The 20,777-nt window shown below is 71.7% G+C and carries 19 protein-coding genes, 1 tRNA gene and 2 pseudogenes; 16 read left to right on the plus strand and 6 right to left on the minus strand.

What is annotated here, in order from left to right; genetic code table 11:
* Positions 1 to 268: 268 nt before the first annotated feature.
* The 6 genes and pseudogenes from CWOE_RS14080 to CWOE_RS34470 form a co-directional block, all read left to right on the plus strand.
* Positions 269 to 673: a hypothetical protein gene (locus CWOE_RS14080; RefSeq protein WP_012934293.1), complete on the plus strand. Its 405-nt coding sequence runs from the start codon at positions 269 to 271 to the stop codon at positions 671 to 673.
* Positions 673 to 933: a helix-turn-helix domain-containing protein gene (locus CWOE_RS32055; protein ID WP_081425361.1), complete on the plus strand. Its 261-nt coding sequence runs from the start codon at positions 673 to 675 to the stop codon at positions 931 to 933. The genes CWOE_RS14080 and CWOE_RS32055 overlap by 1 nt, the downstream gene beginning before the upstream one ends.
* The gene (locus CWOE_RS14085; RefSeq protein WP_012934295.1) at positions 930 to 1,184 is read left to right on the plus strand and encodes a hypothetical protein; all 255 of its coding nucleotides are present in this window, start codon (positions 930 to 932) and stop codon (positions 1,182 to 1,184) included. The genes CWOE_RS32055 and CWOE_RS14085 overlap by 4 nt, the downstream gene beginning before the upstream one ends.
* A complete protein-coding gene (locus tag CWOE_RS14090; RefSeq protein WP_148261015.1) occupies positions 1,181 to 1,411 on the plus strand; it encodes a ribbon-helix-helix domain-containing protein in 231 nt (76 codons plus the stop codon). The genes CWOE_RS14085 and CWOE_RS14090 overlap by 4 nt, the downstream gene beginning before the upstream one ends.
* 378 nt (positions 1,412 to 1,789) lie before the next feature.
* Complete coding sequence (locus tag CWOE_RS30700) at positions 1,790 to 2,788, plus strand: replication-relaxation family protein (RefSeq protein WP_012934296.1); 999 nt, start codon at positions 1,790 to 1,792, stop codon at positions 2,786 to 2,788.
* A gap of 6 nt (positions 2,789 to 2,794) precedes the next feature.
* A pseudogene (locus CWOE_RS34470) lies at positions 2,795 to 3,781 on the plus strand (recombinase family protein); the annotation flags it as partial.
* A 481-nt stretch (positions 3,782 to 4,262) separates the two neighbouring features.
* On the opposite strand, the gene CWOE_RS14110 reads toward CWOE_RS34470, so the two are convergent.
* A tRNA-Ala gene (locus CWOE_RS14110) sits at positions 4,263 to 4,335 on the minus strand.
* Positions 4,336 to 4,404: 69 nt separating this feature from the next.
* Positions 4,405 to 5,139, minus strand: coding sequence for a hypothetical protein (locus tag CWOE_RS14115; protein WP_012934298.1), 735 nt, complete (start codon positions 5,137 to 5,139; stop codon positions 4,405 to 4,407).
* A 91-nt stretch (positions 5,140 to 5,230) separates the two neighbouring features.
* Here CWOE_RS14115 and leuS point away from each other — a divergent pair, with 91 nt between their 5' ends.
* The 3 genes and pseudogenes from leuS to CWOE_RS34120 all read left to right on the plus strand — a co-directional run.
* Positions 5,231 to 7,690 (plus strand): leucine--tRNA ligase, encoded by a 2,460-nt coding sequence (gene leuS, locus CWOE_RS14120; RefSeq protein ID WP_012934299.1) that lies wholly within the window; start codon positions 5,231 to 5,233, stop codon positions 7,688 to 7,690.
* 75 nt (positions 7,691 to 7,765) lie between these two features.
* Complete coding sequence (locus tag CWOE_RS14125) at positions 7,766 to 8,458, plus strand: helix-hairpin-helix domain-containing protein (protein ID WP_012934300.1); 693 nt, start codon at positions 7,766 to 7,768, stop codon at positions 8,456 to 8,458.
* A gap of 825 nt (positions 8,459 to 9,283) precedes the next feature.
* Positions 9,284 to 10,021: pseudogene (locus tag CWOE_RS34120) on the plus strand (ComEC/Rec2 family competence protein); the annotation flags it as partial.
* Positions 10,022 to 10,044: 23 nt separating this feature from the next.
* On the opposite strand, the gene CWOE_RS30705 reads toward CWOE_RS34120, so the two are convergent.
* Together CWOE_RS30705 and CWOE_RS14135 are read right to left on the minus strand one after the other, a co-directional pair.
* Entirely contained in the window at positions 10,045 to 12,021 is a 1,977-nt protein-coding gene (locus CWOE_RS30705; protein WP_012934302.1) for a PH domain-containing protein, read from the minus strand.
* Entirely contained in the window at positions 12,018 to 12,512 is a 495-nt protein-coding gene (locus CWOE_RS14135) for a PH domain-containing protein (RefSeq protein ID WP_012934303.1), read from the minus strand. Before CWOE_RS14135 ends, CWOE_RS30705 begins: the two co-directional genes overlap by 4 nt.
* A gap of 95 nt (positions 12,513 to 12,607) precedes the next feature.
* Between CWOE_RS14135 and holA the strand changes: the two genes are divergently transcribed.
* Complete coding sequence (holA, locus tag CWOE_RS14140; RefSeq protein ID WP_012934304.1) at positions 12,608 to 13,585, plus strand: DNA polymerase III subunit delta; 978 nt, start codon at positions 12,608 to 12,610, stop codon at positions 13,583 to 13,585.
* Positions 13,586 to 13,719: 134 nt separating this feature from the next.
* On the opposite strand, the gene rpsT is transcribed toward holA, so the two are convergent.
* The gene (rpsT, locus tag CWOE_RS14145; RefSeq protein WP_012934305.1) at positions 13,720 to 13,992 is read right to left on the minus strand and encodes a 30S ribosomal protein S20; all 273 of its coding nucleotides are present in this window, start codon (positions 13,990 to 13,992) and stop codon (positions 13,720 to 13,722) included.
* 53 nt (positions 13,993 to 14,045) lie between these two features.
* On the opposite strand from rpsT, the gene murJ reads away from it, so the two are divergent.
* Positions 14,046 to 15,665 (plus strand): murein biosynthesis integral membrane protein MurJ, encoded by a 1,620-nt coding sequence (murJ, locus tag CWOE_RS14150; protein ID WP_012934306.1) that lies wholly within the window; start codon positions 14,046 to 14,048, stop codon positions 15,663 to 15,665.
* Positions 15,666 to 15,767: 102 nt separating this feature from the next.
* Here murJ and CWOE_RS14155 read toward each other — a convergent pair whose 3' ends face one another.
* Positions 15,768 to 15,974, minus strand: coding sequence for a hypothetical protein (locus tag CWOE_RS14155; RefSeq protein WP_012934307.1), 207 nt, complete (start codon positions 15,972 to 15,974; stop codon positions 15,768 to 15,770).
* 154 nt (positions 15,975 to 16,128) lie between these two features.
* Between CWOE_RS14155 and lepA the strand changes: the two genes are divergently transcribed.
* From lepA to hrcA, 5 genes are read left to right on the plus strand one after another with little or no spacing between them, the layout of a single operon-like run.
* Positions 16,129 to 17,937 carry a translation elongation factor 4 gene (lepA, locus tag CWOE_RS14160; RefSeq protein WP_012934308.1) on the plus strand — a complete coding sequence of 603 codons (1,809 nt, stop codon included), beginning with the start codon at positions 16,129 to 16,131 and terminating at the stop codon, positions 17,935 to 17,937.
* Between the two features lie 4 nt (positions 17,938 to 17,941).
* On the plus strand, positions 17,942 to 18,727 hold the full coding sequence (locus CWOE_RS14165; RefSeq protein WP_012934309.1) for an SDR family NAD(P)-dependent oxidoreductase: 786 nt from the start codon (positions 17,942 to 17,944) through the stop codon (positions 18,725 to 18,727).
* A gap of 43 nt (positions 18,728 to 18,770) precedes the next feature.
* Entirely contained in the window at positions 18,771 to 19,211 is a 441-nt protein-coding gene (locus CWOE_RS14170; protein WP_012934310.1) for an FAS1-like dehydratase domain-containing protein, read from the plus strand.
* Between the two features lie 3 nt (positions 19,212 to 19,214).
* A complete protein-coding gene (locus tag CWOE_RS14175; protein ID WP_012934311.1) occupies positions 19,215 to 19,628 on the plus strand; it encodes a MaoC/PaaZ C-terminal domain-containing protein in 414 nt (137 codons plus the stop codon).
* A gap of 48 nt (positions 19,629 to 19,676) precedes the next feature.
* Positions 19,677 to 20,705 carry a heat-inducible transcriptional repressor HrcA gene (gene hrcA / locus CWOE_RS14180; RefSeq protein WP_012934312.1) on the plus strand — a complete coding sequence of 343 codons (1,029 nt, stop codon included), beginning with the start codon at positions 19,677 to 19,679 and terminating at the stop codon, positions 20,703 to 20,705.
* Positions 20,706 to 20,777: the final 72 nt, after the last annotated feature.

The raw sequence follows: 20,777 nt of genomic DNA on the forward strand, positions 1-20,777 counted from the left end.
GATGCGCTTTGGCCGAAGCTTGTCTTGCTCTTCGGCGCCTCGTCTGATCTTGTCTTCGCTTCGATTGGCGAAATAGTGGTCCGGACGAGCGCGCCAACGCCCGCCCGGACCGGTTGCACCGAAGGTACGAGCTTCGGCGCACCGCACACCGTAGACCGTGCGGGTCTTCTGCTGGCGCGTTTCCGTCGGCCGGCCCGGGCGTGGTTGCTGCGGCTGTGGTGTTCTGCTGCGTGCTTCTCGGTGCTCGGACCGAAAGGAGCCGGACGCAATGTTGATCACGCTCAGACGGGCGCATCGTGATGTGCTGTACGCGGCGGTTGTCGCGGATCTCAGCGGTGTCGGGGATATCTACGCGGCGTTGTCGCAGGGGGATGTGGAGGAGGCGCGGAGGCTGCGGCAGCGCTTCGGGCTGGGGATGCGGTTGCTCGATGATCTCGGTTGGGGCGAGGATGATCCGGGTGAGGAGTTCGCGGTCACGATGGAGCCGGCCGCGTTGGCGGCGGCGTTGCGGCATTTGAATGCGGTCGCGGCGGATGGGGTGCGGATTCACGTCGATGGCGATCGTTCCGAGCAGGAGGCGACGAAGGAGTGTGCGGACGCGTGCGAGGCGATCGGGGACGTGCTCGCGCGGTTGGCTGAGCGTGAGGACGGCGAGCGCTCGGGCGGCTGGTGATGTCGCGCAGACGAAACGTCGCGCGGCCCGGTGGGTTCGGTCGGGCGGTGCGGGAAGTTCGGGCGCGGCGGGGGCTGTCTCAGATGGGGCTCGGTCGGGCGGCGGGGTTGCATCACAACTACGTGGGTGCGATCGAGCGTGGCGAGATCAATCCGACGATCGACAAGCTCGCGGTCGGGCTCGACATGCCGCTCTCGGAGCTGGCCGTGATCTATGAGCGCAACGTCGCTGAGGATGCGTCGGGAGTGCGGCGGTCGTGACGCACGTGCTGACGCTGTGGCTGACCGATCGGCAGGCGGCGGCGCTGGGGTTGGTCGCTCGGGTCGAGGCGGTGTCGGTGACCGAGACGATCCGGGCTGCGATCGATGGGCTGATCGCGGCGCGGCTCTCGGATGCGGAGTGGAGACAGCGGGCGATCCTCGACACCCTGACGGCGCTCGCTGATGGGCTCGGAGTCAGCGTCGCCGAGCTGTTGCCGCTGTGCGAGCGCACGATCGGCGAGTCGTCGTGAGCGGGCGCCGGCATGTGACGACGGTGCGGTTCGACGCCGACCTGTGGGAGCGGCTGTGCGCGACCGCCGATCGGCTCGGCGTGCATCGCGCGGAGCTGGTTCGGGATGCGACGCGCGAGCACGTAGCCCGCCTCGATCAGACCGATCGGCTGACGCGCCTTGAGCAGCGCGTCGGGGTGATCGCGCGGACCATCCTGCGGCTCTCCGGACGGCCGCAGGGGCGCTGACGAATGGCTGACACAGTGCTTACACGGCGAGCTGTGCGGGCGGCGGATCTGTACCGCTGGGACCGTCGGGAGGACGTTTGGTTGATGGGATGCGTCTCGCCGGCGACACCCTTTGGAGAGATCAGAGATCGAGGTGCGTCAGCCGAGGCTGACGCGGATGAGCGAAGCGCAGGAGCGCGAGGCCGTCGCGCTGCTCGCGCGCGTGCTGGCCGGCGCGACGGCGCCGGTCGGACGGCGGCGCGGTTTGGCCGGCGGTTCGAGCGGCGAGATGGGCGGCGCTTTCGACGGCGCCGTCCGACAACGCCGGAGTGGCCGGACGGCCCGTCGTCGCAGGAGATCGGGCAGAGCTGCAAGACCCGAAATAGGGAGGAGATCGTGATGTCTTCCCCTCTTCGTGGGCGTGCGGGGCGGGTGACGCAGGCGCAGGTGTGGGAGCTGGCAGCGCATCTGACCGACCGTGATCGAGAGATCGTGGTGACGTTGTTTGAGCAGCGAGTGTTGCGGACCGATCAGATGGCGGTGTTGTTCTTCTCGTCGGTGCGGCGTGCGCAGGATCGGATGCTGTTCCTCTACCGCCACCGTGTGGTCGATCGGTTCTACCCGGCCGCTCCGCGTGGGAGGGGCAAGCCGCAGGCGCACTGGCTGCTGGACGACGCGGGCGCTCACATCGTCGCCGCATGTCTCGACGTGGACCGCAAGGCGCTGCACTGGGAGCGCCGCAGCGACTGGGGCGCGCACCGGCACCTCGCGCACCGGCTCGGTGTCAACGGGTTCGTGACCGGGCTGGTCGCGGCGACGCTGAAGGCCCCTGGTGTTGGTGTGGCGCGGTGGCATGGTCCGCGTGCGGTCGCCAGAGTGATTCCGGGCGGGCTGACTGAGAAGCCGATCCCGGATGCCGGGTTCCAGCTCTCGACGGCGGAGGGGCGGGTGGAGTGCTTGCTGGAATGGGACCGTGGGACCGAGTCAGCGTCGGTGTTGAGCGAGAAGCTGCATCGGTATCGGCGGGCGTCGCAGGACGCGCGCGGCGGACCGGTCGCCAACGTGCTGTTCGTGGTCCCGTCCGAGCAACGGGTGGAGACGCTGCACCGCGCGCTCGTGGACGCTGATCAGCCGTCGGAGTGGGACCGCGTGCGGGAGCACTGGAAGGACTGGCCGCTGCTGGTCACGACGACCGGCGAGCTGGACGACTTCGGTCCGCTGGGTCGGATCTGGCGGCCGGTCAATCAGGAACGGCGGTTCCTCGTTGCGCTGGCCGATCTGCCGCCGCATGACGAAACCGAGGACCCGGTCCCGCTCGCTGACTGCCTCGGTCGGCGGTGGCGCAAGGACAACCCGGAGTTCTGGGCGCGGCTGTCGCCCTTGACCGCACGGAGGTGATGCCGGATGCGCGTTGTCGTGTACACGCGGATCTCGACCGATGGGGAGAACCAGCCGACCTCGCTGCACTCGCAGCGAGAGCGGCTTGAGGCGTTCTGTTCGGTCCAGGAGGACTGGCGGATCGTCGCCCACCACGAAGACCGCTCGACCGGAACGAGACTCGACCGGGCCGGGCTTCAAGCCGCGCTGAACCTCGCGCGGCGGGGCGGTGCGGATCTGCTGCTCGTCTACCGCGTCGACCGGCTCTCGCGGAAGGTGCGTCAGCTCGCGCAGCTCGCCGAGGAGTTGGACGGGCTCGGCGTGGTGTTGAAGTCGGCGACGGAGCCGTTCGATACGGGGTCGGCGGCGGGGCGGATGATGTTGCAGATGCTCGGCGTCTTCGCCGAGTTCGAGCACGCAACGATCGTCGACCGCATCACCGCCGGCATCGAGCGCCGCGCCAAGCAGGGCTACTGGCCCAACGGCCGCGTCCCCTACGGCTACACCCGCACCAGAGACAAAGCTCTCGTGCCGGACGAGCGGGAGGCGCCGATCGTCAGACGGATCTTCGCCCTCTACACCACCGGTCGCCTTGGATCGGTGTCGATCGCACGGCAGCTCACCACCGAGGGCATCCCATCGCGGGGCAGAGGATGGTTGCCGGCGAAGGTGCTGACGATCCTCGCCAACGAGGCCTACATCGGCCGCGTCCACTGGCGCGAGCAGACCTTCGACGGCCGCCACGAACCGCTCATCGACACAGACACCTTCGCGCGGGCCGGGGCGCTGCTCAAGCAGCGCGGCGAGGACTGCGCCCGCCGCGTCGGCGAGCGCAGCGACTTCCTCCTCACCGGCGTCATCAACTGCGGCCGCTGCCACCGCGCCTACGTCGGCATGAGCGCGAGAGGCAACGGCGGCACGTACCACTACTACGCCTGCTCGGGCCGGCAGAAGCTCGGCCGCAGAGCGTGCGACGGCGACCGGCTGCCCAAGGACAAGCTCGAGGATGCCGTCCTGCGCCAACTCGCCGACACCTACCGCACCGGAACCCTCATCCAGCAGGCCATCGAGCAGGCGAGCGCGCAGGATGACTCCGAGCGGGACGGCATCGAGGAACGCCGCGCCGGCATCGCCGCCGAGGTCAAGAGAGCCGAGCGGGCGATCGAGCGGTACTACGCAGCGTTCGAGGCCGGCGACCTCGACGCCAAGCGCTTTGACGGCCGCATCGCCGCGCTCCAATCCCAGCTCGACACGCTCACCGACCAACACGACGAACTGACGCACGAGCTGAGAGACGACGCGCCCGCGCCGCCGAATACCAGACAGCTCCGCGCTGTCGCCGAGCACCTGGAGAAGACGCTGAGGGCCGCGAGACCGGAGGAGACGAAGGCGCTGCTGCGCCTGCTGATCGAGGATCTCCAGGTCAACAGCCGGGCGGAAATCCTCCCCAAATACAAAGTCGCCGCGCAAATGGTTTGCGCGGCGACTTGTGAAGTGGAGCTAGTCGGGCTCGAACCGACGACCTTCGCGCTGCCAGCGCGACGCTCTCCCAGCTGAGCTATAGCCCCAGGAGGACGCAAGTGTACCGTGCTCGCGCGCGAGATGGCGGGAGCCGCGTGGGAGCCATGGCTGGCGCCTCAGCGCTGGGGAATGAACTCGGGCACGTCGAGGTCGTCGCTGCTGCGCCGCGTGCCGTTGCGAGGCGACGGGTCGCGCGGGGCGCGCGCGTCGCGCTCGCGCGCCACAGCGTCCCGCTCCCGCTCGCGGCGACCCGAGCGCGCCGCGCCCGCAGCCGCCGACGGAGCCGGCTCGATCGCCTCGATGTGCGCCGACAGCTGGCCGTGGACCTTCAACACGTCGCGCATCAGACGCTCGGCGTTGGAGCGCAGCGAGCCGCCCAGCTCGCGCAGGTTCTCGGTCAGCTCAAGGCCCTCGGCCCGCACGTCGCCGGCGACCTGGCGGGCCGCGCTCGCCTGCTCGCGCGCGCGGCGTTCGGCGTCGGCGCGCTTCTCGGCCGCCCACGTCTCGGCCTCCCTGCGGATCTCGCGCGCCTCGTGCTCGGCTCTCGCTCTGATCTCGCCGGCCTCGGCGCTCGCCAAAGTCTTCATGCGCGCACCCTCGCCGCGACCTTCGGCGACCAGCCGCTCGGCGATCCTTCTCGCCTCGGCGATGATCTCGGCCGCCTCCTCCTCGGCTGCCGTGACGCGGAAGCCGGCGGCGCGGTCGGCCTCGGCGATCCGTTCGCGCATGCGCTCTTCGGCGTCGGCGCGCAGTCTTGCCGCCGTCTCCTCGGCCGCGGAGATGATCGTCGCGACGCGGTTGGCGGAGACGTCTGCCGGGGGATGCGAGGGGGAAGGGGAGTCGTCGGCCATCGCCGTGATGGTAAACGGCAGGCCGCCACGGGCATCTCCACGCGCGCGCGTGAACGCGCGACGCGGAGCACCGGTTACCCTTCCCAGCCCGATGACCGAACTGCGCGAGCTGAGATACGAGCCGAAGGCGATCGAGCCGAAGTGGCAGCAGGTGTGGGCCGACGAGCACACCTGGGAGGTCTCCAACGAGGACGACGGCCGCCCCCCGTACTACGTGCTGGAGATGCTGCCGTATCCGAGCGGCGAGCCCCACATGGGGCACATGAAGAACTACGCGCTCGGCGACGCGGTCGCGCACTTCAACCGCCGCATCGGCCGTCGCGTCCTGCACCCGATGGGGTACGACGCGTTCGGCCTGCCCGCGGAGAACAACGCGATCAGAACGGGCGTCCACCCGCGTGACGCGACCGCCGAGTCGATCGCCTCCTTCCAGCGCCAGTTCCGCGAGTGGGGCATCTCGATCGACTGGACGCGCGAGTTCGGCACCCACGAGCCGCGCTACTACAGATGGACGCAGTGGCTCTTCCTGCAGCTGTATGAGCGCGGCCTCGCGTACCGCAAGGAAGCCGCCGTCAACTGGTGCCCGAACGACCAGACCGTGCTCGCCAACGAGCAGGTCGTCGACGGGCACTGCGAGCGCTGCGGCTTCGAGGTCGAGGTCAGGCAGCTCGTGCAGTGGTTCTTCGCCATCACCAGATACGCGGACCGGCTGCTCGCCGACCTCGACACGATCCAGTGGCCCGAGCACGTCAAGACGATGCAGCGCAACTGGATCGGCCGCTCCGAGGGCGCCGAGGTGACGTTCCGCAACGACGACGTCGGGATCGACTACGAGGTCTTCACGACCCGGCCGGACACGCTCTTCGGCGCGACGTTCTTCGTGATGGCGCCGGAGCACCCCGACGTGCTGAAGCTGGTCGAGGGGACGGACCGCGAGCAGGCGGTGCGCGACTACATCAACCACGCGCTCACCGAGTCGAAGGAGGAGCGCGGCGACGGCGACAAGGCGAAGACGGGCGTTGCGCTCGGCCGCACCGTGCGCAACCCGGTCAACGGCGAAGAGATCCCGATGTACGTCGCCGACTACGTCCTGATGGAGTACGGCACCGGCGCGATCATGGCGGTCCCGGGCCACGACGCTCGCGACCACGCGTTCGCGACCGCCTACGACCTGCCGATCCGCCGCGTGATCGCCTCCGAGCCCGGCGTCGAGGACGAGCTGCCGTACACCGGTGACGGCGTGCTCGTTAACTCCGCCCCGCAGTTCGACGGCAAGCCCAACCGTGCGGCGCTGGAGGAGATCGTCGCGTGGCTGCACGGCGACGGCAAGGGCCAGCGCTCGATCAACTACCGCCTGCGTGACTGGCTCGTCTCGCGCCAGCGCTACTGGGGCTGCCCGATCCCGATCGTCTACTGCGACGACTGCGGCGCCGTCCCCGTCCCGGCGGCGGACCTGCCGGTCGAGCTGCCGGACGTGACCGAGTACAAGCCGAGAGGCCGCTCGCCGCTGGCGGCAGCCGAGGAGTGGGTCAACACCACCTGCCCGAGATGCGGCGGCGCTGCACGGCGCGAGACGGACACGATGGACACGTTCGTCGACTCCTCCTGGTACTTCCTGCGCTACACCGACGCGAACAACGACGAAGCCGCGTGGGATCGCACGGTCGCCGACCGCTGGATGCCGGTCGACCAGTACATCGGCGGGGTCGAGCACGCGATCCTCCACCTGCTGTACGCGCGCTTCTTCACGAAGGCGTTCGCAGACATGGGCCTGCTGGGGAGCGACGAGCCGTTCCAGGCGCTCTTCACGCAGGGGATGATCACCCGCGACGGCGCGAAGATGTCCAAGTCGAAGGGCAACGTGATCAGCCCGTCGACCTACGTCGACAGATACGGCGCCGACACCGCCCGCTGCTACATCCTCTTCATCGGCCCGCCCGACCAGGACGCCGACTGGTCCGACGAGGGCGTCGAGGGCGTGCACCGCTTCCTCGCGCGCCTCTGGCGCCTGGGCGACGAGCTGGGGGCAGGCTCGTGCGACTCGCCGGCGGCCGGCTCGCTGTCCGCCGACGTCGCCGTCGCACGCAAGGCGCACTGGGCGATCGAGAAGGTCACCAACGACGTCTCGGGCCGCTTCGCCTTCAACACCGCGATCTCGGCGGTGATGGAGTTGGTGAACGAGTGCTACCGCCACCGCGAGAGCGCCTCGCCCGAGGTGCTGCGCTTCGCCTGCGCGACCGCCGCGTCGCTCGTCTTCCCGTTCGCCCCGCACGTGGGCAGCGAGGTCTACGAGCTGACGACCGGCCGGCGCGTGTGGGAGGAGCCGTGGCCGGTCGCCGACCCCGCGCTGTTGGAGGCGGACACGTTCCAGCTCGTCGCGCAGGTCAACGGCAAGGTGCGCGACCGCATCACCGCCCCGAGCGACGCGTCGAAGGAGCGGCTGGAGGAGCTGGCCCGCGCCGCGCCGAACGTGCTCGCCCACCTTGACGGCAGAGACGTCGTCAAGGTGATCGTCGTCCCGGGAAAGCTCGTCAACATCGTCGTGCGGTAGCGGCGCGCTTCCGCCGCGATTGCGGCACGAACTCGCGTAGAGACGTAGCGGCAGCCGGCCATAGCGTGGCCGGCCATGCCGCAGCCGACCAAGCCCCAGCTGGCGATCTACGCCGCGTTCGCGATCGCCGTCCTGCTGATCGGCGCGCGCTTCCTGCGCGAGGGCGCGGAGGACCCGGCGGCGGCCGGCTCTTCTCCTCCTTCGGGCGCGCTCGGCTCAGCCGACGGCTCAGGCTCCGCGCCACCGCTCGGTGACGGCGGGGCCGGCGGGTCGCCCGGCAACGGCGTGTCCGGCTCCGGAGGCACGCTTGTCGTCGACGTCAAGGGAGCCGTGCGCCGGCAAGGCGTCTACAGACTGCCCGCCGGCTCGCGCGTGCTCGACGCGGTTCGGCGCGCGGGCGGGGTTACCGGCCGGGCGGACCGCCTGCGCGTGAACCTGGCGGCGCGGGTGGTGGACGGCGGCGAGGTCGTCGTGCCGCGCAAGGGGGAGACGGGCGGCGGCGGGTTCGCGGCGAGCGGGTCTGCGGGCGGCGGGGCCGGCTCGTCTGGTGCCGCCGGCTCGTCCGGCACCGCGCCGCTCGCGCTCGACATCAACACCGCGACCGCCCAGGAGCTGGAGCAGCTCGACGGCGTCGGCCCGGCGACCGCGGCGAAGATCGTCGCCTACCGCGAGCAGAACGGCGGTTTCCGCTCGATCGACGAGCTGGACGAAGTCTCCGGGATCGGCGAGGCGAAGATGGCCGCGATCCGCGCGCAGCTGGGCCAGTGAGGGCGGGCGGCGTCGATGTCGCGAGCAGCGTGGCCGGCGGCTCGGGCGCGAGCGGCGGGCGTCGCGGCGCGAGCACGTGGAGACCGAGCGGTGGCGCGCGTGTCCGCCGCGGTTGCGTCGGCGAGGGCGCATGCCGTGGCAACGGCCGCCGACTGGCTCGACGACCTGCGCGCCCATCCGCGCCACGTCGTGCTCGCGGCGCTCGTCGCCGGGCTGCTCGCGGTCCCGCTCTCACCCGACGCCGTCGTCGCGATCGCGATCGCCGCGGGCGCGCTGGCCGGCCGGGCGGGCGTCGCCGCGCTCGCCGTCGCGGCGGTCCTCGCCGGAGCGGTCGGCGGCCAGGCGCGCCTCGCCGCGCTCGACCGCACCGCCCTGCCTCCGCTCTACGGCACGACGGTCGCCGCGACCGTCGTCCTGTTGGAGCAGCCGCGACCGGTCCAGTTCGGCACCACCGCGCTCGCCCGGCTGCGTGAGCTTGCTCCGGCTGGAGCGGCGGCCGGCCGTGCGGTGGCTCCCGCTCCCGCTCCCACACCCGCGTCGCTCGCCGCCGGCGAGCGAGTGATGCTGCGGATCCGGCAGTCGACCGCGTGGCCGGCTAGCGCGACCGGCGCGGTCGTCCAGGTGCACGGGCGGCTGCGGGCGCTCGGGCCGTTCGAGCGGCACTACGCGCGCAAGGGCGCGCACGCGGCGATCACCGTCGAGGCGGCCGCTGCGACGGGCACCCGTCGCGGTGGCACCTGGCGCGTCGTCGACGAGGTCCGCGGCCGGGCTGAGCGGGCGCTGTCGGTCGGTCTCAGACAGCCGCAGGCGGCGCTGCTGCGCGGCATGGTGCTCGGCCAGGACGAGGCGCTGAGCGATCGCACGCGCGACGAGTTCCGCGACTCGGGCTTGGCGCACATCCTCGCCGCAAGCGGTCAGAACGTCGCGCTGCTGCTCGCGCTCGCGCTGCCGCTGCTGACGTTCGCCGGCCTCGGCCTGCGGCCGCGACTTGGGGCGGCGCTCGCGCTGATCGCGCTCTACGTGCCGCTCGCCGGCGCGGGACCGTCGATCCAGCGTGCGGGCGTGATGGGCGCGGCGACGACGGTCGCGGCGCTCGCGGGCCGTCCGGCCTCGCGCTGGTACGCGCTGCTGCTCGCCGCCGCGGCGACGCTCGCGCTGAACCCGCGCGCGTCAGGCGACCCGGGCTGGCAGCTGAGCTTCGCCGCCGTCGCGGCTATCGCGCTCGCCGCGCCCGCGGTCAGCGCCCGCCTGCGGCGGCGGGGCGCTCCGGCGCCGGTCGCGGACGCCGTCGCGATGTCGCTCGCCGCGACGCTGGGGACGGCGCCGCTGCTCGTGTTCCACTTCGGGGAGCTGTCGCTCGTCTCGCTGCCGGCGAACCTGCTCGCGGCGCCGGCGATCGCGCCCGTGATGTGGCTCGGCATGCTCGCCGCCGCCGTCGGGCAGTTAGCCGCAGCGCTCGCGCTGCCGTTCAACGCCATGAACGCGTTCCTGCTCGGTTATGTCGGCACGATCGCCCACGAGGCTGCCGGCGTGCCGCACGCGAGCACGAGAGCCGCGTTGCCAGGAACGGTCGCGCTCGTCGCGGTCTATGGCGTGGTCGGCGTCCTCGTCGCGCTGCTGCGCACGAGGAAAGGGGCGAGGATGCCCGGGACGGCTTCCTCGGCGAACGCGAGCCCGCCGCCGTCGTCGACGTCGATGATGCGGTAGGCGCCGGTGCCGGCAGCGATCGTCGCGGTCACCGTCACGACGCCGGCTCGGCGCTGGAACGGTGAGCGGCTGACGGTCCAGCCGATCACGCCGTCGCGTTCGAGCGCATGGGTGCGACGCACAAACGTGCCGTGACGCGTGACGAGGTAGCCGCCGGCGACGCGGTGGCCGAGTGCGCGGTACGCGTCGACGCCGAGCAGCAGCGCCGGACCGAGCAGGACGAGCGCGAGCGCCGGCGTCCACGACGGGATCCAGCCGAGCAGCGGTCCGGCGAGGAGCAGGGCCGCGCCGACGGCGGCGACCGCCACGAGCGCGCGCACGATCCGACGCCGTCGCGCCACCGGCGGGTGCGGCCGCAGCTCGCCGAGCTGCGCGGCGACGTCGCCCTGCTCCAGCACCGCGGCCGCGACCTGCTCGGCTTCGCCGCGTGGAACGCTCGGCAGCAGCGCGTTGGCGCGCGCGCCCCTCCCGCTGGAGCCGTCGTCGCCGGACCGCAGCCCGGTCGCGATCGCGTGCAGGGTTGCGCCGCCCGCGGCGCGCAGGAGCAGCGGCTCCGCCAGCTCGACGCCGCGCAGCCGCCGCTGCTCGATCGAGATCGAGCGCGCGGTCAGCAGCCCGCGCTTCACGCGCAGCGTCCCGCCCGGTTCGCGCACGAGCGCGAACCCCCACCAGCTCTCGACGAACAGCGCGCTCGCCGCCAGCGCCCCGACGACCACGAGCGCGACGACCAGCAGCCCGACCGCGAGCAGCACCGGTATCGCGTCGACGCGGTCCGCGCCGTCACGCGCGGCGTCGAACGCGACGCCCTCGACGCCGAACGTGTCGAGCAGCTGGATCCCGCCGCCGAGCACGATCAACGGCAGCGCCAGGGTCCAGGGCGAGAGCAGGTCGTACGGCAGCCAGCGCCAGCGCAGACGAACGAGCAGGCGCTCGGCGTCGGCGCCGGCGGGAGCGGCGGCGGGCGCGCCTGGGGTGCCGGTGGCGGGAGCGGCGGGGGTCCCGCCGCCGGGAGCGGCTGGGGTGCCGGTGCCGGGAGCGGCTGGAGCGCCGGCTGCGGGAACGGCGGCTGGGGTGCCGGTGGCGGGAACGGCGGCTGGGGTGCCGGTGGCGTGAGCGGCGGCCGGGGTGCCGGTGCCGGCGGCGGTCGTCGAGCGGCCGGGCGCGGCTGCGAGCGGACCGCTGGCGGCGGCCGGCGAGTCGCTGGGCTCGGCGGCGGCCGGCGTGGAGACGGCGGTGCTCGGTGCCGGCGGCGGCGCGGTGGCCCGCGCGAGCAGCTCCCGCCGCAGCCGGTCGGCCTCGTCGGAGGCGACCGCGTTGAGGACGAGACCGTGCTTCTCGCCGCTGCCGCCGTGGCGACCGGTGCCGACGTCGACCGTCGTCAGAGAGAAGAGGCGGTGCAGCGGCTTCGCGGTCAGGTTCACGGTGCGGATGCGATCGCGCGGCACGGAGCGGTTGCTGCGCTGCACGAGCCCCGATCTCAGCTCGACCCGCTCGTCCGTGACCCGGTAGCGCGTCGTCCACCAGCGCAGCGCGTCGGCGCCGGCGGCGAGCGCCTGTCCGCCGAAGATGGCGGCGATGCCGATCGTGACGCTCCGGCTCAGGTCGCCGCCGAGCACGAGCACGACCGCGATCGGAGCGAGCGCGAGCAGCAGCCGCACGACGTGCAGCGCGAGCACACGCGCGTCGAGCCGGCGCCACTCGACGCCGCCGCCCGCCGCCGCGCTGCCCGCGCCCGCGCCGCCCGCAGCCGCACCGCCGCCGCCCGCGCCCGCGCCGCCCGCAGCCGCACCGCCGCCGCCCGCGCCCGCGCCGCCCGCCGCCGCGCTGCCCGCGCCCGCGCCGCCCGGCTCCGTCATGTCGCGTCGCCGGGGGTCGCCTGGGTCGTCTCGGTCAGACGGTGGACCACCTCGGCCGCCAGCTCGTGATCGAGGCCGTCGATCGTGATCGCGCCCTTCGCCGAGGCGGTCGTCACGGTGACGGAGGCGAGGCCGAACAGCTGCTGCAGCGGACCGCGCAGGGTGTCGACCGTCTGCACGCGCGAGAGCGGGGCGACGCGCCACTCCTGCAGCAGCCAGCCGGAGGAGGCGTAGACCGCGTCGGGCGTCGTCTCCCAGCGGTGGACGCGGTAGCGCCAGCGCGGCATCACCACTACATACGCGAGCCCGGCGACGGCGCCGGACGCCAGCGCGGCGCCGAGCCAGCCACGCGCGCCCGGCGCGAGCACGAACGCCACCGCGAGCGCGAGCATCGGCGGCACGACCGTCGCGACGGCCTGTGCCGTCCACCAGCGCACGGCGCGCTCGTCCACGCGGTTCTGCGGCGGCCGCAGCCGCAGCTCGTTCTCCATCGCCGCAACCTATCGCGCGCCGCAGCGACGCTCGGTGCGGTCAGCCCCCGACCCGCGCCGAACGCCACCGGACGAGGCTCTAGACTCGCGGACCCGTGCCACCTGCCTTCAAGCCCGCGTACCTGATCCACGGCGACGACCACGGCCGGCTCGCGGAACGCCGCGCCAGACTCCGCGCGCTCGCGGAGCGCGAGAGCGGGTCGCAGGGGATCGAGGTGTTCGAGGGCGACGCCGCGACCGCCGAGGCGGTCGCCACCGCGCTGTCGGCGATGACGTTCGCGATCGGCCGCCGCTTCCTGATCGTCGACGGCGTCGAGCGCTGGAAGGCCGCCGACATGAGACTCGTCGAGCCGGCCCTGAAGACGCTCCCGCCCGACACGACGGTCGTCTTCTTCGGCCGCGAGGAGGGCCGCGCGAAGGTCCCCGACAGATTGATAGCCGCGGTCAGAGCGGCCGGCGGCGACGTCAGCACGGAGCTGACCGTCAAGCCGTGGGACCTGCCGAAGTGGGCGGTGGCGCAGGCCAGAGGGCTCGGCCTGGAGCTGCACCCCTCCGCCGCCAGAGCGCTCGTCGCGCACGTCGGCGAACGCCAGCAGCGGCTGCTGCGCGAGCTGGAGAAGCTCGCGCTGGAGCTGGGGGAGGGCGCGCGGATAGACCTCGAGCAGATCGAGGAGATCACCGCCAGCTCGGCGGAGCGGAAGGTCTGGACGCTCGCCGACGCGCTCGTCGCGCGCGACGGCCTCGCCGCCACGCGCGTCTACTTCGAGCTGCGCGAGCAGGGTGAGCGGCTCGCCGGCCTGCTCTACACGATCGCCAGACGGCTGCGAGACGCGCTCGACGTCGCCCAGCGGCTGGAGACCGGCGAGTCCGCCTCGCAGGTGCGTCGCGGGCTGCGGATGCCGCCGAAGGCGGCCGAGCGCTTCGTCGCCGACGTCCAGCGCACGGACGTCGCCGGCCTGCGCGCCGCGCTCGGGATCGTCGCGGACCTCGAGCTTGCCTCGCGCGGCGGTGCCGGCTCCGGTCTCAGCGAGGACACGCTCGCGATCGGCGCGATCGCCCGCCTCACCGCTTGACCCAACCGGCATCGTCCTGGATTGGTGTCGCTATGCGACCGCAACCCAGGACAACCTCGGCACGACAACGACAAACGACCCGCTCGCGCGGGCCGCTCGGCGTACGACTATGTTTGGGAGAAGAAGCCGCAGTCCTACGCTTCGCCACCACGTCCCGCAAGGATGCGGGCGGCGCGGGACTTCTTCCGCGCGCCGGTGTTGCGGTGGAGCGCGCCGCGCTTGACGGCCTTGTCGATCGTCTGGACCAGCTCGCGGTGCACCGGGGCGGCGTCCGCTCTGTCGTCACCCGAGACGATTGCCTCGAGACGACGGAAGGTGGTCTTGATCTTCGACGTGTAGCGACGGTTCTCGAGTCGCTCACGCTCGGAGCGCAGGATGCGCTTCTTCTGGGAGTGAATGTTGGCCATAAGATGATTTGGCCGCGGGCAGGGCCGCGGCGGCGTCGTACTATAGCGCGCTCGTGACGGCGCAGACCGCTGATGATCCAACCGCCGAGTCGGCGGGCCGCCGGCGGCGCCTTGCGCGCAACACCGCCATCTTCTCGATCGCGACGGGCCTGTCCCGGATCGCCGGGCTGGTGCGTGAGATCGTCGCCTCCAGCTACTTCGGCACGAGCGGCGCGTTCTCGGCCTTCACGATCGCCTTCCAGGTCCCCAACCTGGTCCGCAGCCTGTTCGCCGACGCCGCGCTCAGCGCCGCCTTCGTGCCCGTCTTCACGGAGCTGCTGGAGAGAAGACAGCAGAAGGAGGCGTTCCGCCTCGCGTCGACGCTCGCCCTGATCATCGTCGCCGCGCTCGGCGCGATCACGGCGATATTCATCCTCGGGGCGGGCGTGATCATGCCCCTCTTCACCGGGGACACGTTCGACGCGCACCTCAACTCGCTGACGATCGGCCTCAGCCAGGTGCTGTTCCCGATCGTCGTGCTGCTCGGGCTCAACGGGCTCGTCGTCGGGATCCTCAACACGTACGAGCACTTCACGATCCCGGCGATCGCGCCGCTGGTCTGGAACATGGTGATCATCGTCGTGCTGATCATCGGCCGCTCGTTCTTCGAGGGCGACCAGCAGATGTACGCCTACGCGGTCGGCGTCCTGCTCGGCACCGCGGTCCAGCTGGCGATGTCGGTCGCGATGCTGCCGCGCGTCGGCTTCAGATTCCAGTTCGCCTTCGACTGGCGCGACGCCCGCATCGCGCAGGTCTTCCGGCTGATGCTGCCGGTCACGATCAGCCTCGGGATCATCAACTTCGACCTGCTGATCAACTCGTCGCTCGGCACGCTCGTCTCCGACCAGGCGCCGCGCGCGATCGACGCCGCGTTCCGCATCTACATGCTCCCGCAGGGGATGTTCAGCGTCGCGGTCGCGACCGTCCTGTTCCCGACGCTGAGCCGCTACGCCGCCCAGCGCGACCTCGTCGGCCTGCGCCACACGATGGCGACGGGCGTGCGCCAGATCTGCCTGCTGCTGATCCCCGCCGCCGCCGTCACGCTCGTGCTCGCCGAGCCGATCACGCGCCTCGTCTACCAGCGCGGCGCGTTCGACGCGGAGTCGACCGAGCTGGTCTCGACGGCGCTCTTCTGGTTCTCGGTCAGCCTGCCGTTCTCCGGCATCAACCTGCTCCTCTCGCGCACGTTCTTCTCGCTCCAGAGACCGTGGTTCCCGACCGCGCTCGCGCTCGGCTCGCTGGTCGTCAACGTGATCGTCAGCCTCGCGCTCTACAAGCCGTTCGGGATCGCCGGCCTCGTGATCGGCACGGTCGTCTCCAACATCGCGATGACGATCGGCCAGGCGTGGGGGTTGCGCAAGCTGCTCCACGGCAGCCTCGAAGGCGCCGCGACGCTCCACGCCGTGGTCAGAATCTGCGTCGCCTCCGCCGTCCTCGCGGGCGTGTCGTGGTTCGTCTGGTGGGGCCTGGACGACGCGCTCGGCCGCTCGCTGCCGGCCCAGATCATCTCCGTCGGCATGGGCATCGGGACGGGCACGATGTTCTACGTCGCGATGGTGCTGAACTCGAAGGTCCCCGAGGGCCAGCAGATCTACCGCATGGTCGCCGGCCGGATGGGTCGGCGGAAGAGATGAGGCCTTAACGCAACGCGCCCGCCCGGCCCGGACTCCGACGAGGAGGGAAGAGGGCGGGGCGGGCGTGGTGCGTCGCCGGGCGTGCTGGCGCCCAGGTCTGGATCAGGCGTGCGAGCCGTGCTCGCGCCCGAAGAAGCCGCGGGTGAGGAACAGCGGCTGCGGCGCGTACGCCGTCAGCGTCTGCTGCGTCGCCTCGATCTCCTTCGAGGCGCGGCGCAGCCGGCGCGTGGGCCGGTTGTGACGGTCGGCTCGCTCGCGCAGGTCGGCCGCCCGGCTCTGCTGTTGGATCTGGGTGAGGGCGGGGTTCATGGCGTCAGCTCCAAGGTCGTTCTCTGACACTGGAGACGGTACGTCTGAGACGAACCGGACACATCGGGCGAATGCCGTCACTTCGGGGGCGCGATGCCTTACCTGAGGGGCACGACCCCTTACGGGGCCTTAGGCGCCTAACCTGTACCGGCCCATGGCCGACCAGTCCAAGATCCGCAACTTCTCGATCATCGCCCACATCGACCACGGCAAGTCGACGCTGGCCGACCGCATCCTCGAGGTCACCAAGACCGTCGAGCAGCGCGACATGAAGGCGCAGCTGCTCGACTCGATGGACCTCGAGCGCGAGCGCGGCATCACGATCAAGGCGCAGGCCGTGCGCGTGATGTTCGACGCCTCCGACGGCGAGACGTACCAGCTGCACCTGATCGACACGCCCGGCCACGTCGACTTCTCCTATGAGGTGTCGCGCTCGCTCGCCGCGTGCGAGGGCGCGCTGCTCGTCGTCGACGCCTCGCAGGGCGTCGAGGCGCAGACGCTCGCGAACACCTACCTCGCGATCGACGGCGGGCTGGAGCTGGTCCCGGTCCTCAACAAGATCGACCTGCCCGGCGCGGAGCCCGAGCGCGTCGCGGGCGAGGTCTCCGAGCTGCTCGGCGAGGACCCCGACGACGTGCTGCGGATCAGCGCCAAGACCGGCATGGGCGTCAGAGAGGTGCTCGACCAGCTCGTGCAGAAGGTCCCCGCGCCCGGCGGCGACCCGACCGCGGCGCCGCGCGCGCTGATCTTCGACTCCGAGTTCGACCAGTACCGCGGCGTGATCGCCTACATCCGCGTCGTCGACGGCACCTTCACGAAGGGCGAGGCGATCCGCGCGATGGCGGCCGGGACCGAGGCCGAGATCGACGAGATCGGCTTCTTCAACCCGGCGATGACGCCGACGGCGACGCTCGGCCCGGGCGAGGTCGGCTACCTCATCACCGGCGTCAAGGACGTCGCGATGCTGCGCGTCGGCGACACGCTGACGACCAAGCGCGGCGCGGCGACCGAGGCGCTGCCGGGCTACCAGGACGTCAAGCCGATGGTCTTCTGCGGCCTCTTCCCGATCGACTCCGACGACTACCCGGACCTGCGCGACGCGCTGGAGAAGCTGACGCTCAACGACGCCGCCCTCTCGTGGGAGCCGGAGACGTCCGAGGCGCTCGGCTTTGGCTTCCGCTGCGGTTTCCTCGGCCTGCTGCACATGGACATCGTGCGCGAGCGGCTGGAGCGCGAGTACGACCTCGAGCTGATGACGACGATGCCGTCGGTCGAGTTCGAGGTCGAGCTGTCGAGCAGAGAGATCGTGCCGGTCCACAACCCGTCCGACATGCCGGACCCGACGAAGATCAGAGAGATCCGCGAGCCGTACATCAAGGCGAGCATCCTGACGCCGAAGGAGTTCGTCGGCACGATCATGGAGCTGTGCCAGGACAAGCGCGGCACGCACGCGGGCATGCAGTACCTCTCCGCCGACCGCGTGCAGCTGGAGTACGACTTGCCGCTCGCCGAGATCGTGCTCGACTTCTTCGACCAGCTGAAGTCGCGCACGCGCGGCTACGCCTCGCTGGACTACGAGCTGAGCGGCCTGAGAGCGAGCGACCTCGTCAAGCTCGACATCCTGCTGTCGGGCGACCCGGTCGACGCGCTGTCGATGGTCGTCCACCGCACGAAGGCGCACGACGTCGGCCGCGTGCTGGCGGAGAAGCTGAAGCAGAAGATCCCGCGCCAGCAGTTCGACGTGCCGATCCAGGCCGCCATAGGCTCGCGCGTCGTCGCGCGCGAGACCGTCAAGGCGTACCGCAAGGACGTCGTCGCGAAGTGCTACGGCGGCGACATCTCGCGCAAGCGCAAGCTGCTGGAGAAGCAGAAGAAGGGCAAGGCGCGGATGAAGCAGGTCGGCCGCGTCGAGGTGCCGCAGGAGGCATTCCTCGCGGTGCTCGAGCTGGGCGACACCAGATAACGCGATGGACCTCGGGCTCGCCGGCAGACGCTGCATCGTGACCGGCGCGAGCAGGGGGATCGGCCGCGCGGTCGCCCACGGGCTTGCCGCGGAGGGCGCGCGGGTCCTGTTCGTCGGCCGCACCGAGGCGGCGCTGCGCGATGCGGCGCGGGACGTGCCCGCGGCGGAGTTCCTCGTCGCCGACGTAACGGAGCCCGACGCCGGCGCGCGGATCGTCGCGGCCGCCGTCGAGCGGTTCGGCGGGATCGACGTGCTCGTCAACAACGCCGGCACCTCACGCGCGACGCCGATCGACCAGCTGACCGACGCCGACTGGGACGAGCAGTGGCAGCTGAACGTGCGTGGCCCCGAGCGGCTGATGGGCGCCGCGGCGCCGCTGATGGCCGCCGCCGGCTGGGGTCGGATCGTCAACGTCGCGTCGTCCTCCGGCAAGCGCCCGTCCGGCCGCAACGCGGCCTACTCGGTCACCAAGAGCGCCCAGCTCGCGCTCTCGCGCGCCTACGCCGACGCGTACGCCGCCCGCGGCGTGCTCGTCAACGCGGTCGCGCCGGGGCCGGTCGGCACCGGCCTGTGGCTCGATCCCGGCGGGATCCTCGACCAGGAGGCGGCGGCGAAGGGCATCGACCGCGAGGCCGCGCTCGCGGCGGCCGGCGCGAGGGTTCCGCGCGGCAAGCTCGGCGAGCCGGCCGAGATCGCCGACGCGGTCGTCTTCCTCTGCTCCGAGCGCGCGGCCAACGTCGTCGGCGCGGCGTGGTCGGTCGACGGCGGTGCCGTGCCGTCGTTCATCTGACACACTCGCCGCCGAGCAAGCTGTCAGAGCTGAAAGGAGCCCGGTGCCAGTCAAGACCGAGGCGATCGGGAAGACCTACGCGCCCGTCGTGTACGCCGTCGGGCGCGAGAAGATCAAGGAGTACGCGTCGGCCGTCGGCGAGACGAACCCGCTGCACCTCGACGTCGCCGCCGCGCGCGCGGCCGGCCACGCCGACGTCGTCGCGCCGCCGATGTTCGCCGTCGTCTACCAGTCGCCGTCGGTGATGCCGGCGCTGTTCGACCCGCAGGTCGGGATCGACTTCCCGCAGCTGCTGCACAGCGCCCAGGAGTTCCGCTGGGACCGGATCGTCGTCGCCGGCGAGGAGCTGACGACCACGACGACGGTCGCGGCGATCAGCGAGAAGAGCGACATCGGCTTCTACGACTTCGAGGTCGTGACCGTGGACGAGGCGGGCGAGCCCGTCGTGACCGGCATCTGGAAGATGCTCGTGCGAGGGAGCTGAACGATGGCCGCTGACTACGAGCCCGGGGCAGAGCTGCCGACGCTGACGACGACGCCGGACCGCTTCCTGACGGTCCGCTACGCCGGCGCCTCCGGCGACTTCAACCCGATCCACATCGACGAGCAGTTCGCGAAGGCGGTCGGGCTGGAGGGACGGATCCTGCACGGCCTCTGGTCGATGGCGCAGGTCGCGCGCGCGCAGACCGAGGCGGCAGGCGGGCCAGAGAGACTGAAGTCGCTGTCGGTCCAGTTCCGCGGCCAGGGCGTGATGGAGCGCGAGGTGACGGTGACGAGCAAGGTCAAGCGCGTCGAGGACGGCGTCGCGACCGTCACGGCCGAGGCCCACCAGGGCGACACGCGGATCATCCGCAACGCCGTCGCCGTGCTTCGCATTGGGAGTTCCACGGCGGCGGAATGACGTGCCGTCGCGTAGGTGGGAACTCCCGGTCCATCTAGAATCAAGGGGATGCTGACCCCTCGCCAGGAGCTGATCCTCAGAATGGTCGTCGAGGGCTACCTCGACGGTGGTCTGCCGGTCGGCTCCAAGGCGCTCGCGGCCGAGGTCGAGTGGGGTCCGTCGACCGTCCGCAACGAGCTGGCGATGCTGGAGGAGCACGGTCTGCTCGCCCATCCCCACACTTCGGCCGGCCGCGTCCCGACCGACGCCGGCTACCGCTACTTCGTCGACCGCCTGCTGAGAGAGCGCGACCTGCCCGGTGCGGCGGTCGCGACGCAGCCGGAGCTGTCGCTGACGCTGGCCCGCCACGAGGTCGACGAGGCGATGCGCGTCACGACCGAGACGCTGTCGCAGGTGACGAACCTGCTCGCGATCGTCTCGGCGCCGCCGATCGAGACGGCGACCGTCCGCCACGTCGAGGTGCTGCTGCTGCAGCCGCAGGTCCTGATGGTCGTCGTGATCACTTCGACCGGCGGCGTCAGCAAGCGCGTCTTCACGTTCGACGGCCCGGTTGACGCCGGCCTCGCCGACTGGGGCGGCAGCTACCTCAACGAGCAGCTGACCGGCGTCGGGCTCGGTGCGCGCAAGCTTTACCAGCGACTGTCGGACCCGACGCTCGGACCGCGCGAGCGCGGCTTCCTCGACGCGATCGCGCCGGTCTTCACCGAGCTGACCGACACCACCGAGCACACGCTCTACGTCGACGGCGCGGCGCGGCTGGTGAGCGAGTTCCGCTTCCAGGACGTGACGCAGCTCAACGACGTGATGCAGATGCTGGAGCGCCGCGTGACTCTGCTCGGCGTGTTGAGCGCGGCGCTCGTCGAGCGTGACGTCTACGTGCGGATCGGCCGCGAGAACGAGATGCCGGCGCTGCGCTCGCTGGCGCTGGTGGCCGCCTCGTACGGCCTGCCGCGCCAGAGCCTCGGCACCGTCTCGGTGATCGGGCCGTTGCGGATGGACTACCAGCACGCAATCCGCTCGGTGCGCGCCGCGGCGCACGAGCTGTCGCGCTTCGTCGAGGACGTCTACGAGGCGTGAGATCGGCTGGCGCACCCGGGAGTTCCCGCCGACCCGACGCGGCTCGACACGCCGCCGTGGAACTCCCAAGGG

Origin of the sequence: Conexibacter woesei DSM 14684, from assembly GCF_000025265.1 — a bacterium.
Lineage (GTDB): Bacteria > Actinomycetota > Thermoleophilia > Solirubrobacterales > Solirubrobacteraceae > Conexibacter > Conexibacter woesei.